The sequence below is a fragment of the Vibrio tubiashii ATCC 19109 genome, from assembly GCF_000772105.1.
GTDB lineage: Bacteria > Pseudomonadota > Gammaproteobacteria > Enterobacterales > Vibrionaceae > Vibrio > Vibrio tubiashii.
The window spans coordinates 2,059,442-2,074,628 of record NZ_CP009354.1 but is presented as its reverse complement, the minus strand read 5'-3'; the positions used below and the strand labels follow the sequence as shown (position 1 = coordinate 2,074,628).

At 44.7% G+C, this 15,187-nt stretch carries 12 protein-coding genes; 5 read left to right on the top strand and 7 right to left on the bottom strand.

Annotation, left to right across the window (positions count from 1 at the left end; translation table 11 throughout):
• Window positions 1-32: 32 nt before the first annotated feature.
• The 3 genes from IX91_RS09385 to pflA all read right to left on the bottom strand — a co-directional run bounded on the left by IX91_RS09385 (window position 33) and on the right by pflA (window position 2,130).
• Complete coding sequence (locus IX91_RS09385) at window positions 33-533, bottom strand: YfbU family protein (RefSeq protein ID WP_004743860.1); 501 nt, start codon at window positions 531-533, stop codon at window positions 33-35.
• A 128-nt stretch (window positions 534-661) separates the two neighbouring features.
• Window positions 662-1,324, bottom strand: coding sequence for an energy-coupling factor ABC transporter permease (locus IX91_RS09380; RefSeq protein WP_004743859.1), 663 nt, complete (start codon window positions 1,322-1,324; stop codon window positions 662-664).
• A 65-nt stretch (window positions 1,325-1,389) separates the two neighbouring features.
• Entirely contained in the window at window positions 1,390-2,130 is a 741-nt protein-coding gene (gene pflA / locus IX91_RS09375; protein WP_004743858.1) for a pyruvate formate lyase 1-activating protein, read from the bottom strand.
• Between the two features lie 228 nt (window positions 2,131-2,358).
• Between pflA and IX91_RS09370 the strand changes: the two genes are divergently transcribed.
• A complete protein-coding gene (locus tag IX91_RS09370; protein WP_004749310.1) occupies window positions 2,359-4,239 on the top strand; it encodes a methyl-accepting chemotaxis protein in 1,881 nt (626 codons plus the stop codon).
• Between the two features lie 4 nt (window positions 4,240-4,243).
• On the opposite strand, the gene IX91_RS09365 is transcribed toward IX91_RS09370, so the two are convergent.
• The 3 genes from IX91_RS09365 to IX91_RS09355 form a co-directional block, all read right to left on the bottom strand.
• Window positions 4,244-5,251: a lipid A deacylase LpxR family protein gene (locus IX91_RS09365; protein ID WP_004748996.1), complete on the bottom strand. Its 1,008-nt coding sequence runs from the start codon at window positions 5,249-5,251 to the stop codon at window positions 4,244-4,246.
• A 182-nt stretch (window positions 5,252-5,433) separates the two neighbouring features.
• Entirely contained in the window at window positions 5,434-7,710 is a 2,277-nt protein-coding gene (gene pflB, locus IX91_RS09360) for a formate C-acetyltransferase (RefSeq protein WP_004748997.1), read from the bottom strand.
• Between the two features lie 324 nt (window positions 7,711-8,034).
• Window positions 8,035-9,582 (bottom strand): DUF3360 family protein, encoded by a 1,548-nt coding sequence (locus IX91_RS09355; RefSeq protein ID WP_004748998.1) that lies wholly within the window; start codon window positions 9,580-9,582, stop codon window positions 8,035-8,037.
• Between the two features lie 671 nt (window positions 9,583-10,253).
• On the opposite strand from IX91_RS09355, the gene IX91_RS09350 reads away from it, so the two are divergent.
• The 4 genes from IX91_RS09350 (at window position 10,254) to IX91_RS09335 (ending at window position 13,374) form a co-directional block, all read left to right on the top strand.
• Window positions 10,254-11,024 (top strand): ABC transporter ATP-binding protein, encoded by a 771-nt coding sequence (locus IX91_RS09350; protein WP_004748999.1) that lies wholly within the window; start codon window positions 10,254-10,256, stop codon window positions 11,022-11,024.
• Between the two features lie 70 nt (window positions 11,025-11,094).
• The gene (locus IX91_RS09345; protein WP_004749307.1) at window positions 11,095-11,865 is read left to right on the top strand and encodes an ABC transporter substrate-binding protein; all 771 of its coding nucleotides are present in this window, start codon (window positions 11,095-11,097) and stop codon (window positions 11,863-11,865) included.
• Window positions 11,866-11,952: 87 nt separating this feature from the next.
• Window positions 11,953-12,693, top strand: a complete 741-nt coding sequence (locus tag IX91_RS09340; RefSeq protein WP_004749001.1) for an ABC transporter permease — start codon at window positions 11,953-11,955, stop codon at window positions 12,691-12,693.
• A gap of 3 nt (window positions 12,694-12,696) precedes the next feature.
• Window positions 12,697-13,374, top strand: coding sequence for an ABC transporter permease (locus IX91_RS09335; RefSeq protein WP_004749002.1), 678 nt, complete (start codon window positions 12,697-12,699; stop codon window positions 13,372-13,374).
• A 71-nt stretch (window positions 13,375-13,445) separates the two neighbouring features.
• On the opposite strand, the gene IX91_RS09330 is transcribed toward IX91_RS09335, so the two are convergent.
• Entirely contained in the window at window positions 13,446-15,128 is a 1,683-nt protein-coding gene (locus tag IX91_RS09330; RefSeq protein WP_004749305.1) for an aspartate:alanine antiporter, read from the bottom strand.
• Window positions 15,129-15,187: the final 59 nt, after the last annotated feature.

Genomic DNA, 15,187 nt, shown 5'->3' with positions numbered 1-15,187 from the left:
TGGTCCCTTTTTTTTGTGTATTCACATCGTTATTACGCGTTAAAAATCTGCTTTAACTCGTTAGCACACAAGTGGTACTGGCGAGGGCAGTTACGCCATGTGTTTAGCATACGGCGATATTTTTCTAGCATTGGCATTTGCGCGTTGAAGTGGTGTTCGCCCTTACTGAATTGAGGGTATAGACCTTCAGAATCAACTAAGAAGCGTACGTAGTTAACAAGTTGCGCTTCAGAAGCAATATCAAATCCTAGGAAGGTTAGTCGGCGCTGGTCAACCTCACCTTGTTCTTGTTCAGAGAGCATTTTGTTTGACTCTTGCATCGCATGGTACATTTCCATGATGTCGATGATTTCTCGGCATTCTGCTTCGACTAAACAACCAAAGTCTTTGTTGAGCTCACGCATTTGCAGTTCATAGCCACGCTCTACAATGGTTTGTAGGCGTTGGTACTTTGCCGCATTTTCTTGGTCAAGTTGCGACATTAGGTAATACTGATTCGAAAGGATCAAACGTTGAGCGTTAGTCATTTCCATGGTGGCCTCACTAAAATAATCTAATACATTTTTAATGTGCTTAGGTTATCTGTTCTTTGCGGGCTGAAACATGATCTCAACACATATTTAATATGAAAAGCACAAAGATTGGACAACAAATTTCGTTACTATTTGTGATAGTGATTGTAGATGTAGTCGCGATCGGAAAATACTCGTAGTAATTCTGGCTTAAACACAGTTAATACCGCTGCTGTCATCCCATTAAGGAGCCCTTCAGGGAAAGCAAGTAGAGGAGTAAACACTAGGTAATTGTCAAAAATCGTTTGCCAGTCGTAATCGCTAACGATCAGAAAATAAGCTGAGTTGATGACTAAGTGAAAAGTCCCAGTTAGGCCGCCATTGAGAAACCCCGCAACGAAAATAAACACGAATATGTTCCTTGGCAGATAGCGATAACTGGCGAGGAATACGCTGTAGCTGATAAGGATAGGGATTAAGCAGGAGAAGAGCAGGTACTCTGGAACTGCATAGAAGGTAAATTCACCAAACAGAGCCATGAGCAAAGCAACGACAGTAGAGAGGGCAAACGCACTTTGCCAAACGTACATCAAAGTCAGTGCCGTTATGCCGAGAAAGTGGATTGATAACCCTTCTTTCACCCCAGCATCTGCTGACCAGAGTACGAACAACGCAAATGTGATTGCAAAGGTAATGTGCTGAAACGTACGTTCATTGACTAATTTCGGTAGGAATACTTCTTTGACATCACGCCATACAAAGAGCAGGGCAATTAGCGCAATGAAGAGCGCTAGTAGTTCGTTCAACTCCATTTAAACCTCAAAAAAATACCAACCGAGTGGGTTGGTATTTTTTACGAATTAGACGTTAAGTGGTATCAGTATTTAACGTTTGAGTGATACTGCTCAAGAATTGATACGATATTGTCCATGGTTTCTTTGGAAGGTGGGTTAGTCCCTTCTAGTGGATACTCGATACCTAGAGCTTCCCACTTATGAGCACCAAGCTTGTGATAAGGGAGCAGCTCAATCTTTTCAATGTTGTCCATGTCTTTAATGAAGTCACCTAGCATATGTGCTGCTTCTTCATCATCCGTATAACCAGGAACGACGACATAGCGAATCCACGTTTTTTGCCCAATCTTATGCAGGTAACGAGCAAAGTCTAATGTTCTTTTGTTCGAGACGCCGATAAAGTCATGGTGGATCTCATCTTTCATATGCTTAAGATCAAGCATGACTAAGTCTGTCGCTTCAAGCACTTCGTCAATGACGTCAGTGTGTTTACGAATATAGCCATTGGTATCAAGGCAAGTGTGAATACCTTCAGCATGGGCTGCGCGGAAAAAGTCGCGGACAAACTCAGGCTGAAGCATGGCTTCACCACCGGAACACGTCACACCACCACCTGAAGCATTCATAAAGTGACGATAAGATTTTGCTTCATTAATGATTTCTTCAACGGTCACTTCCTTACCACCGTGAGTATCCCATGTGTCGCGATTATGACAGTACATACAACGCATTAAGCAACCTTGCAAAAAGACAATAAAACGAATACCAGGTCCGTCTACTGTCCCACAGGACTCGAAAGAATGAATACGACCAGTTGTTGACATGTGCTCATCTCGTATTTAGTAATTTGCCTGTTATTTTATTACAAAAAGTGGGGTTTAAATAGGGTTAGAGATTCCGAGAAACAACATTTTGCGAAATAAGAAAAAAAAGCGTACTTGGACTAAAATGTATGTTATAAAATTGTTGCAAATATAAGAATATTAATAATAAAAAGATAATTGTTGGCTAGGCAAGTATTAACGCATACCACTGATGTTAAGGGATTATTTATGGATATGCTTGCACTTTCGCAAAAGCAAAAGGTGATGCTATTTTTGGTTGTATTAGCATTAGGCTTTGTCGCTTTAGCAGGATTTACTTCATCAAGATTGACCCAAATGAGCGACCAGTATCATTTGAGTAGTGATATATCTACGGGGTCAATGTCTATCTACCAAACGCAGAGTAAGATTCTTACGCTGAGCAGTAACTTGGATAATTTAAGTGGATCCCAAGTTTCAACGGCAACACAAGAGATCTCGGCAATAGTCGCTGCTGTTAATAAAGATGCTGAATTTCTCTCCAAGCTTGAACTGACCCAGCAAGCAGACAAACTTACCCGAAATGTGAATGATTTTGAGTCTGCGGCTAACCCATGGCTAAATTTGAAACAAGAACTTGGTTTCACCATTGATGAAGGAAAACTTGGTGAACTAAAACAATTGGCAGATACGATTGAAAAGAAAATCGAAGAGACTGGAATGGTGACGCTTAACTCCGATTTTCAGGCAATGGTGAAGTCTCAACAAAATTATTTGCTCCAACCGAATGAAGAGAATTTGAAATTGTTTAATCGCGCTATGGGCAGCTTTGAAAGTATGTCGAATGTTTATGCGATGTTGGAGCTATATGAAAAGGAAATCGAACAATATAAATCTACCTTTGTCAGGGTCAGTGAATTATCGCAGCAGTTAGGTAGCGTTGAGCAGCAATTGCTGACTTCTAAAGCACAGCTGACACAATTAATCGCCTCTATTACTGATGAGCTCGGTTCGATTTCTCAGCAGTACCAATCATCAGCCGAAAACACTTCAGAGCAAACCTTGTGGTCAGTGCTGGTGGCTTGTGTATTGTTAGCTGTCTTTACTGTCGCTATTTTTGTTATGCAAAGCACATCTTTGGCTAAATCGCTAGCGAGAACTCGACAGGTGTTGCACGGGGTATCGAGTGGTGACTTATCTCAACGAATGGCGTTGACCAAAAACCCTAATGATGAATTTAATCAATTGGCCAGCAGCATTAACGAAAGCTGTGAAAATCTGGGTGGGCTAGTTCGTGGCGTCCAAGACAGTAGTCAAGCGTTATCGGGTAATGCCGCTGAATTAAACCAAGGCCTAGATATGTTGGCTCATCATCAATCAGAGGTATTAGGGCAGACTCAGCTCTTGGCATCAGCCACGGAAGAAGTGAGTGTCACGACTCAAGAGGTATCCAATTCGTTGGAGTTTGTTTCTGAAATATCGCGTTCTTCAACGGACGCGGCTGAAGAGGGAGCCAAAGTTATTGGCGCTGCGATTGGTTCCCTTGAAGAAGTCGGGACGATATTAACGTCTGCTGCAGGACACATTCAATTGCTTGAAGAAGCGTCTTCGAAGGTCGACTCTGTAATGGAGATTATCAATGGTATCGCTGAACAAACTAACTTACTCGCGTTGAATGCGGCTATTGAGGCGGCAAGGGCAGGGGAGCAAGGGCGAGGCTTTGCCGTGGTGGCAGATGAGGTTCGCAGCCTAGCCGTTCGTACCGTCGATGCAGTAACGGAAATTTCCGGCACTATAGACACCATGAAGAAAGAAAGTGCTGAAGTGATTCAATATATTGGTCAATCTGAATCTTCAATGGCAACAGGGCGGGCTCGTGGTCAAGAGGCAATGGATGCGCTTAAGCTGATTACTGAAAAAGCAGATGAAGCATCGCACCAAACCGAAGTCATTTTTTCTTCAATCAAAGAGCTTGCGACGACCAGTCAGTCCATGGCAGATAATATGACGCAAATTTCTTCGGCTATGAAAGAGTTAGAGCAGAACAATGAACAACTACGAAGTGTCAGCGGAGTGGTTGAAGAAAGGTCTGGCAGCTTGAATCAAGACTGCCAGAAGTTCACAATTTAAGGCTTTAGAAGAAAGCGTATAAGGCAATGCCACCTGTGCCATACATGCTTTCTTTTGCTTCTTTGTAGTCTGGCGTTTTCGCGGTAGCGGTTAAGGTTGCGCCGAAGCTTTGGTTGTACCAAGCAAAACCTGCCACTGCGGTTGCTTGATTGTGTTCTAACGTTACGTCGTAGATGCTTGGATCGTCACCTTTTTGAATTGCGTAATCTCTCACGCCAGAACGATCTCCTTCAACGGTAATATCGTTGAAGCGATAGCGAGCTTCAATACCTGTAAAGACAAACCATCCGCCTTGAGAGCCTCCAAGCATGCCGGCTCGAAACGGATTTTCGTTATCGATATTGGCCGCGCCCATATTTCCACCTAAATCTGAACCCCAGCGGAACATAAAGCCAGTGGAAACATCGCTTCGGAAGTTACCCGCGTTGATTTCTGAGACGTTAGAGATCTCCCAGTCAGTGTTAGCAATAGAGCGCTGACGCCATAAGTTGAAGTGAGTAAGGTAACCCACACTGCCAGCAAAGCTATCGTCGACCTGAAATGCCCAGCCATTGGGCTCGTCGGATTTGGTGATGGAATGCACTAATTTTTGCGCATCTTCTGATAGCGCTTTATCACCGGTAACACCCAGAGTCAGATTAAAGCGTTGTGCTTGCTGTGGGTGTAAGCTGATGTAGTTGAATTCGGTATGAAGAAAACCTGCGTAAGGCCTGTCATTTACCATAGGTGTCGTCGACTCAATGTCTGACGGTGTATACATCTTATGGCCAAGTACAAACTCAAATTTGTCCAATGAAGCTCCACCCCAAAATGAGAGGCTGAGAGGCTCGAAAATTGGGTAGGGTGTAATCGCGCCAGTGGTATAGCTGAGAAACAGGCCGTTGGTGTAGTCTTGGTCGACACCGAAAATGCCATCGTTGTCGAGAGAGAAAGAAACGGTCGATTTTTCTGAAGCTAGGCCCGTCGTAGAGACCAGCAGTAGAGGCAGAATTAGAGTTCGATTTAACTTCATAGGCTTGTTGCTTAGCTCAATTAGAGTTCTGATAGTACAGGATTAATTGAATTAAACGTTAGCAATAAGTATACCAGTGAAGTGAAATGTGCACCGTATCTCTGAATACGTAGTAAATGATTGATAGAAAAAATAAAGCCCCGCATCAAGCGGGGCTTTTTCAATCATTCGTTAATCTGAGATTATAGAGACTCAGTGAATGTACGTGCGATTACGTCTTTTTGCTGCTCAACTGTTAGAGAGTTAAAGCGTACAGCGTAACCAGATACACGGATTGTTAGCTGAGGGTAGTTCTCAGGGTGCTTAACTGCGTCTTCTAGAGTTTCACGGTTAAGAACGTTCACGTTTAGGTGTTGACCACCTTCAATGCCTTGCTCGTGGTGGAAGTAACCATCCATAAGACCAGCAAGGTTAGCACGCTGAGAGTTCTCTTCTTTACCTAGTGCATTTGGCACGATAGAGAAGGTGTAAGAGATACCATCTTTCGCGTCAGCAAACGGTAGTTTACCTACAGATGTTAGAGATGCTACCGCACCTTTCTCATCGCGACCGTGCATTGGGTTTGCACCTGGAGCGAATGGAGCACCTGCTTTACGACCGTCTGGCGTAGTACCTGTCTTCTTACCGTATACCACGTTTGAAGTGATAGTCAGGATAGACTGTGTAGGTACTGCATCACGGTAAGTCTTAAGCTTACGGATCTTGTTCATGAAGATAGTCACAAGTTCACAAGCCATGTCATCAACACGTGCGTCGTTGTTACCAAATTTCGGGTAGTCGCCAGAGATGTCGAAGTCGATCGCGATGCCGTCTTCGTCACGGATTGGCTTAACTGTACCGTACTTGATTGCAGACAGAGAGTCAGCAGCAACAGATAGACCAGCGATACCACAAGCCATTGTACGACGTACGTCACGGTCGTGTAGAGCCATAAGCGCTGCTTCGTAGCTGTACTTGTCGTGAGAGTAGTGGATTGCGTTTAGCGCAGTCACGTATTGCTTCGCTAGCCAATCCATGAAGTTGTCTAGACCAGCCCAAACTTTGTCGAAGTCTAGAACTTCGTCAGTCATTGCTTCAGTCTTAGGACCAACTTGGATCTTAAGCTTCTCATCTACACCGCCGTTGATAACGTAAAGTAGAGTTTTAGCTAGGTTCGCACGAGCGCCGAAGAACTGCATGTGCTTACCGATAACCATTGGCGATACACAACAAGCGATAGCGTAGTCATCGTTGTCGAAATCTGGACGCATTAGGTCGTCGTTTTCGTACTGGATAGAAGACGTATCGATAGATACTTTCGCACAGAACTTCTTGAAGCCGTCAGGTAGTTGCTCAGACCAAAGAACAGTGATGTTTGGCTCTGGAGAAGGACCCATAGTGTAAAGCGTGTTTAGGAAACGGAAGTTAGTACGTGTTACTAGTGTACGACCGTCAACACCCATACCACCCATAGATTCTGTTGCCCAGATTGGGTCGCCAGAGAATAGCTCATCGTACTCAGGAGTACGTAGGAAGCGAACCATACGTAGTTTCATTACGAAGTGGTCGATCATTTCCTGAGCTTGTTCTTCAGTGATGATGCCAGCTGCGATGTCACGCTCAACGTAAACGTCAAGGAAAGTCGAAGTACGACCTAGAGACATTGCTGCGCCGTTTTGAGATTTAACGGCCGCTAGGTAACCGAAGTAAGTCCACTGGATAGCTTCTTGAGCTGTAGTCGCAGGACCAGAAATGTCGAAGCCGTAAGACGCAGCCATTTCTTTTAGTTGACCAAGTGCGCGGTGCTGCTCTTGAAGCTCTTCACGCAGCTGCATAGTCATCTGTAGATCGTCGCCAGCTTCTAGTTTCTCTTGAGTAGAGTGGAACTGAGCAACTTTGTCCTTCATTAGGAAGTCTACACCGTACAGTGCAACACGACGGTAGTCACCGATGATACGTCCGCGACCGTATGCATCTGGAAGACCAGTTAGAACACCAGACTTACGACATTTTAGGATATCAGGAGAGTACACATCGAAAACGCCTTGGTTGTGCGTTTTGCGGTACTCAGAGTAGATTTTAGATACTTGCGGATCTAGTGTACGGCCGTAAGCTTTACAAGAACCTTCGATCATACGTACACCGCCGTTAGGCATGATTGCACGTTTTAGAGGCGCTTCAGTCTGAAGACCAACGATAGTTTCAAGGTCTTTGTTGATGTAACCAGCATCATGAGAAGTGATGGTAGAGATAACAGAAGTATCGAAATCAACAGGTGCGTGAGTAGAGTTCTCCTGCTTGATGCCTTCCATTACTTTAGCCCAAAGCGTATTAGTCGCTTCAGTACCTTCAGAAACTAGGAAAGATTCGTCGCCTTCGTACGGAGTGTAGTTCTTCTGAATGAAGTCGCGAACGTTAACTGTGTTTTGCCAATCACCTTCAGCAAAACCTTCCCAAGCTTTAGCAAATTGCTCTGCCATGACATACCTACCTTTTTAGTAGAAAAAACACGTACCTATCTGATCCGTTGAGCGAGTCAGACTCCCAATCATGGGGCGGTACACTCTTATGAATAACAATATGTATAGTCTTTAAAATCGATCACTGAAAGGACATAAAACTATAAATATTGTCACTACTTTTTATATGGTGATCTATTAACTTGGTTTCAAGGATAAACTAAAAAAATTTTGCAAACCTTAAACTAAATCAATAAATCGCCCTTTATCTAAAGTTTTTTTTAGTATTGATACAGATATTAAAAAAAAGTTGAGAGCCGTTGTCGACTCTCAACTTGGTGTTGGTTATAGGAATGCAGGGATGCCGTATTGGCCTTCAAGCATGCCTACCGCTAGCATTGCCACTAGACAGATAACAAGTACGCCAACTGGAATCACGATTTTATCGACAAATGATAGGCGTGATGCACGCTCTTTATCACCAATCAGACCGTTGTTATCCAGTAGCATAGTCAGTGCCCAAGCAAGAACTGGGTTCACAACTGCAGAGCCGAAGATACAGATACCTGCTGCTTGTGAATCTTTTGAGTCTTTCACCATCTGCATACCAGCTTCAAGTAGAGGAAGCGATACACCAACTAGCAGGGCGACGCGCATTACTGGCGGCCATACTGCGATATCCATCGGGAAACCTAGGATAGCGATGATCATAACCAATAGACCAAGAAGGATAGCACCCGCTGGGATAGGACGTTTCGCGATCGCTGCTGGGATCATGTATGTACCCCAAGATGACGTGATGTTACCACCACCGACTGCTGTACCAACCATTTGACGGATTGAACACATCGTCATTGTGTCATCAACGTCCATGAGTACTTTTTCAGTCTTTTTAGGGTAGTTCAGCTCTTGGAAGATACGGTGACCTAAGAAGTCAGGAGACCACATTGCTACGGCAAGAATCGCAAATGGAAGAGATGCAATAAAGTGTTCTACGTTTGGTAGACCTAGCATCCAACCTTCTTCAGTGCTGCCCCACCAGTAAACAGGGTTTAGGTTTGGTAGACCTGTTTCAGTCACGAATTTGATGTCGAACCCTGCACCAAGAACGAGAGCAATCACGAGACCAGTAAAGGCACACACTGGGATGGCTAGCCAACGCTTGTTCACTTTCGCTAGGTAGGCGTAAAGTGCAATAGTGACGGCTAGAACGATAAGGCCAACATAACCCATGCTGCCAGCGACAACAGTGTCTGACTGCAGACCGACTGCCCAAGACTGGATGGAGTTAATTTGGCTCATGGTACCGGTTAAACCAAGGAAAATAAGCAAGCCGCCCGCGGTTCCTTGTGAGGTCAAGTTAACTAGCTTAGAACCGCCTTTAAGGAAGCTAAGTAGCAGACCGAAGATACCGATTAGGATTGCCAATGCAAGAGGGTGAGCACCGGCTAGAGCGATCGTGCCGATAAGAGGGATCATTGGGCCGTGGTTACCGGCAAGGTTTGCTTTCGGGTTAATGAAACCAGAGGCAAGAACACAGAATAGCAGCGCAGGGATAAGCATCTCTACACGCGCGACTTCAATCGCAAATTCTTTACCTAGGTTAATATGGTCCCAAGCGGCCGTAAGCCCCTCAGCCCAAGACATCATTACCGCAGAGTACATCGCGATAATACCGATAGTACCTGCAAGTGCTGGAACTAGGTCTTCAAGCTCGAAACGGAAGTCGCGACCAGGAAGGTTCAAACCAAAGCGACGTGGCTTCATGATTTGTAGTTCGTGGTCTAGATAGTCTGAACGGCTTTCAAACTCAGAAGCTGGACGATGCAGCTCTTGATAGCTCTTATTTTCGATATCCGAATCAGAGTGCGGTTTATTGACTGCGTCTGACATAGATTCCTCATATTCTAAAAAGTTAATGATTCTTCAAAGAGTGACCCGATTATTATTCTGTGTCGGTCACTCAGTAAAAACCCGGCATAGCTTCCTGCCTTTGATTCCCGGTCTACCTCATGTGGCGTGCACTTGATGTGCTATAGCATAGAGGATTTAAAGACAAAAAGTACGACTATTGAGGCTTTTATCTTTGACGCGAGTTTAACGTGCTAACCCTTAAGAGTGATTGATTTAGATCACTTTATGAAAGGTTGTGAAAGAAAACTACACAACATCGACGAGTCGGCAAGACAAGATAAGTTTTGATTGAAATTTAGTTTCATAATGTGAGTTTTATTAGCGCATAACAAGGAGTTAAATCGCGACCAATATCAAACTTGAGATGGTTTGTTGAGATAGATCTTGTTTTTATAAAATTGTTAATTAATAGATTTGGTTTATTGTTTGGTTGAGGAAGTGTTTTATGCGAATTTTGGAGCTTTTTTGACTGTTGAATGCATTATTAGTCATATAAAGTGGCTAGATATTGCTGATTTGTAGGTTAATAATTTGTTGCAAGTTGGGCGGGGTAGTGCTAGTTTGTATCGCAATGTGGGTGGAACCCAGCAGTCAGCCAAGAGCGTTTAGACAATGCAATTGGTCATAATAAATACAGGGAGTAAAAGCGCATGAAAGATGTACCAGCGCTGGACATAAAAGAACTGCACAAAACATTCGGACAAAATGAAGTTTTAAAGGGCATCTCGTTAGAAGCTCATAAAGGGGACGTCATTTCTATTATCGGTTCATCAGGTTCCGGTAAAAGTACCTTTCTTAGATGTATAAACCTTCTTGAAACACCAACCGAAGGCGAGATTTGGGTTAACGGTGAGTTAATTCAAATGAAAAACAATCGCCAAGGTGAGGCGGTTCCTGCCAATGAAAAGCAAGTTCAACGCATCCGTTCGCGTCTTGCTATGGTTTTCCAAGGATTCAACCTCTGGTCACACATGACAGTGCTCGAAAATGTCATCGAGGCACCTGTACATGTATTGGGTGTACCTAAAGCTCAAGCGATTGAAAACGCAGAAATCCTATTAAAGAAAGTGGGTCTGTACGAGCGCAAAGATTATTACCCAGGTCACTTATCAGGTGGTCAGCAGCAACGCGCTGCTATCGCCCGTGCGTTAGCGGTAGACCCTGAAGTCATGTTGTTTGATGAACCTACATCAGCGCTTGACCCAGAGCTCGTTGGTGAAGTGCTTGGCGTTATGCGTGACTTGGCTGAAGAAGGTCGAACCATGTTAGTGGTGACTCACGAAATGGCCTTTGCTCGTGACGTATCGAATCATGTGATGTTCTTACACCAAGGTTTAGTGGAAGAGCAGGGTGATCCAGCTAAACTCTTTACTAATCCGGACTCAGAGCGTCTGCAGCAGTTTATCTCATCAATTTATTAATCGCCGCTTAGCGGCAAACACAACCAACAACTAAGTTAAAAATAAGAATCACAATCACAGGAGTATGGAAATGAAAAAGTGGTTATTAGCAGCAACACTGGCAGCGACTGCGGTATCTGGCGTAGCGCAAGCGAAAGAATGGAAAACAGTTCGCTTCGGTATTGAAGGTGCTTACCCTCCGTTTAGCTGGACAGAGGCTGATGGTTCTCTAAAAGGCTTTGATGTAGACATGGCGAACGCGCTTTGTACTGAAATGCAGGTGAAATGTAAGATCGTTGCTCAGGATTGGGATGGCATCATTCCTTCACTACTTGCACGTAAATACGATGCGATCATTGCTGCAATGTCAATTACTGAAGAACGTAAGAAGAAAGTTGATTTCACTGGCAAATACGCGCTTATCCCGAACAAATTTATCGCTAAGAAAGGCGCAGGCTTAGACTTTGACAACCTAGCTGGCCAAAAAATTGCGGTACAACGAGCAACAACTCACGACAAGTACCTAACTGATAACTACGGTGACAAAGTAGAAATCGTTCGTTACGGCTCTTTTGATGAAGCTTACCTAGATCTTGCTAACGGCCGTGTTGCTGCAGTATTGGGTGATGCGTCAGCGCTTGAAGAAGGCGTACTGAACAAAGCAGGTGGTGAAGCATACGAATTCGTTGGTCCATCGCTAACTGATCCTAAGTGGTTCGGTGACGGCTTCGGTATCGCTGTACGTAAGCAAGACAAAGACCTAACTAAGAAGTTAGACGCAGCTATTCTATCTCTACGTGAGAAAGGTGTTTACCAGGACATCGCTGCTAAGTACTTCAACTACGACGTTTACGGTCAGTAATCGTTGCTAAGCGACCGTTGGTTCTTGTTCCTAGGAGTAGTAGCCAACGGTCGAATTTTATAAAGTTTAGGGATCAGGAACTTACCTATGCTGGATCTACAAGGATATGAAGCCTCGATATTAAAAGGGGCCGTAGTGACCATCGAAGTCGCGCTGTTATCGCTATTGTTAGCGATGATTTTAGGCATGCTAGGTGCATTAGCTAAAATGGCCCCATATCGCTGGGCTAGAGCAATCGCGACGCTTTATACCACAGTGATTCGTGGTATCCCCGACTTAGTCCTCATGATGTTGATTTTCTTTGGTGGACAAATTCTTCTTAACAACAGTTTGTACTCCATCAACGAAGCATTAAATGAATGGTTTGCTTCGAGCGATCCAAACCATGAATGGACCTCATATTTACCTGACTACATTGACGTCAGCCCATTTGTCGCAGGTGTGCTTACCATTGGTTTTATCTTTGGTGCATACATGGCGGAGACCTTCCGTGGTGCAATAATGGCCGTCGATAAAGGTGAATTGGAAGCCGCTAAAGCCTACGGCATGAGCCCAGTGCTTGCGTTTCGTCGCATCCTGCTACCGCAGATGATCCGTCACGCGTTGCCAGGCTTTGGTAACAACTGGCTAGTTCTGCTCAAAACAACAGCGCTTGTTTCAATTATTGGCCTTGAAGATATGGTGCGTATGAGCTCGCTTGCCGCTGGCTCGACCAAGATGCCATTTACCTTCTACATGGCAGTAGCAATTATTTTCTTATTCTTTACCAGTGTCTCGACAGGGTTCCTGAAAATGGTAGAGCGCAAATTCAGTATTCATGCGAGGTAAAGAATGGACTTTTCACTGATTTTAGAAAGCTTCCCGATTTATCTAGATGGCTTGTGGACCACCACATGGCTAGTTGGGCTAGCGCTTATTATTGGATTAGTTGTCGCTATCCCACTCGGTGTGGCGCGCAATAGTCATAACTATTTGTTTAACGGACCGAGCTGGGCATTTATCTACTTTTTCCGTGGTACGCCGTTGCTCGTGCAGTTATATCTGATTTATTACGGTATGGATCAGTTCTTCCCAGTGAAGGATACTCTTTGGGAAAACGCTTGGTTCTGTGCGCTAGTAGCATTCGTGCTTAACACTTCTGCTTATACTGCTGAGATTATTCGCGGTGCAATCAACGGTCTACCTAAAGGTGAAGTGGAAGCAGCGAAAGCCTATGGTATGAGTACATTTAAAACTTATCGACGCATTATTTTGCCAAGCGCATTGCGCCGTGCACTTCCAGCGTACAGTAACGAAGTGATCTTTATGCTTCACGGTAGTGCTGTAGCGGGTATCGTTACCATTGTCGACCTAACAGGTGCTGCTCGCCTAGTAAACTCACGCTACTACGCGCCGTTTGAGTCGTTTTTGACCGCAGGCCTGTTCTATATGGCACTGACTTTCATCATTCTTGCTTGTTTCAAGTTTGCAGAAAAACGATTCTTAGCTTATCTCAGACCGCTGAGCTAACAGAGTTCAATATGACAAACACAGAAAAGGCTTCCAATCGGAAGCCTTTTTTATTCGCTGAGATTCAGAGGTTAGCTCAAGATAATGAGTACGGTACCAGCAAGCGTCATCAGGATATTGGCTATCGCATAAGTACCCGCATAACCCAATGCAGGAATGGTAGACTTAGCGTAGTCGTTAACAATGTCCATGGCTGGTGCGCAGGTGCGTGCGCCAATAATTGCGCCAAACAGCAGTGCACGGTTCATCTTGAGTAGATAGGCTCCGACTAAGTAGGCGACAACAACGGGCACCACACTGATCACGAAAGAGAGGCCAATCACCTGTAAGCCCACCTGAGAGAGGTGCTCAAACATTTTGCCACCTGCACTCAGTCCGATCCCGACCATAAAGAACATTAAGCCAAGGTCTTTGACCATGTTTAGCGCCCCCTGAGGCACATAACCAAAGGTCGGGTGGTTGGCACGTAAAAAGCCCAGTGTAATGCCGGAAAGTAAAAGGCCTACCGCATTACCCAGTCCAAAGGAGACTTGACCGAATGTCATGGTGATCAAACCAAACATAATGCCTAGGATGAAGAAGCTACAAAACGCCAGCAAATCTGCCATTTGGCTATGTATCGAAATGAAACCAATTTTTTCAGCAAGACCATGAACACGGCTCTTTTCGCCGCTGACTTGTAGGATGTCCCCCTTAGCGAGAACAATGTCCAGATCCATTGGCATTTCGATTTGAGCGCGGACAACGCGGTTCAAGAAACAGCCATATTCAGATAGGTTAAGATCTGACAGACGTTTACCCGCAATTGAGTCGCTCTTTACGACGATCTCTTCTTCAACAATACGCAGGTCAAGAAGGTTACGGTCGAAAACCTCTTTACCGTTGCGGAAGCTTGGATCCAGACGTGCGTGGCTATCCGGGAAGCCAACTAGTGCGATTTCGTCTCCTTGTTGCAAAATCGCGTCCCCGTCTGGGTGGGCTAGAATACCATTGCGTCGAATTCGCTCGATATAGCACCCTGTTTGACGGTAAATACCAAGCTCGCGTAAGTTTTTGCCATCAATCCAATCGATCAGCTCCTGACCGACTCGGTAGGCACGAATGATAGGTAAGTAAACTTTGCGTTGTCCTGAGCTACCCAGTCCTCGCTCTTGCGCGATTTGCTGCGCGGAGTCTGATAGGTTTTGCTTTTGTAGTTTTGGCAGAAGCTTGGCGAACATAATCATACTGATAAGGCCAATCAAATAGGCCATCGCATAACCAACCGACAAGTTTTCGATGACTTGGTTAAAGTCCATATTACGTGGCGTAGTGGCAAGTCCTGAATTGAGAGCATCTTGAGCGCCTACCAGTACGGGCGTTGAGGTTAACGCTCCGGCCATCATACCGGCTGATAAACCAAAATCGAGGCCCATATAGTGACTCGCATAGTAGGTAATACACAAGGCAGTAGAGAGCACGACTAAGCTTAAGATGAAGTAGTGTTTACCATCGCGGAAAAAAATACCGAAGAAGTTTGGGCCTGCTTCGATACCAACACAGTAGATAAATAGCATAAAGCCGATAGTCAAAGCTTCAGCATTAAAGCTAAAACCCAGGTGGCCCATCACGAGCGAGGTGATTAACACGCCGATGGAGTTACCTAACTGCAAGTTGCCAAAGCGAATTTTGCCGATGCCTAGGCCGATCGCTAATACAACGAAGATGAGAAGAATAGGGTTTTGTTCGAGCAAGTGTACGACGTCAATGTTCACGGGCAATTCTTGTCTTGGTGCCGGGGAATAGGTTAAGTGTGCGAATTGTATCTGAATAT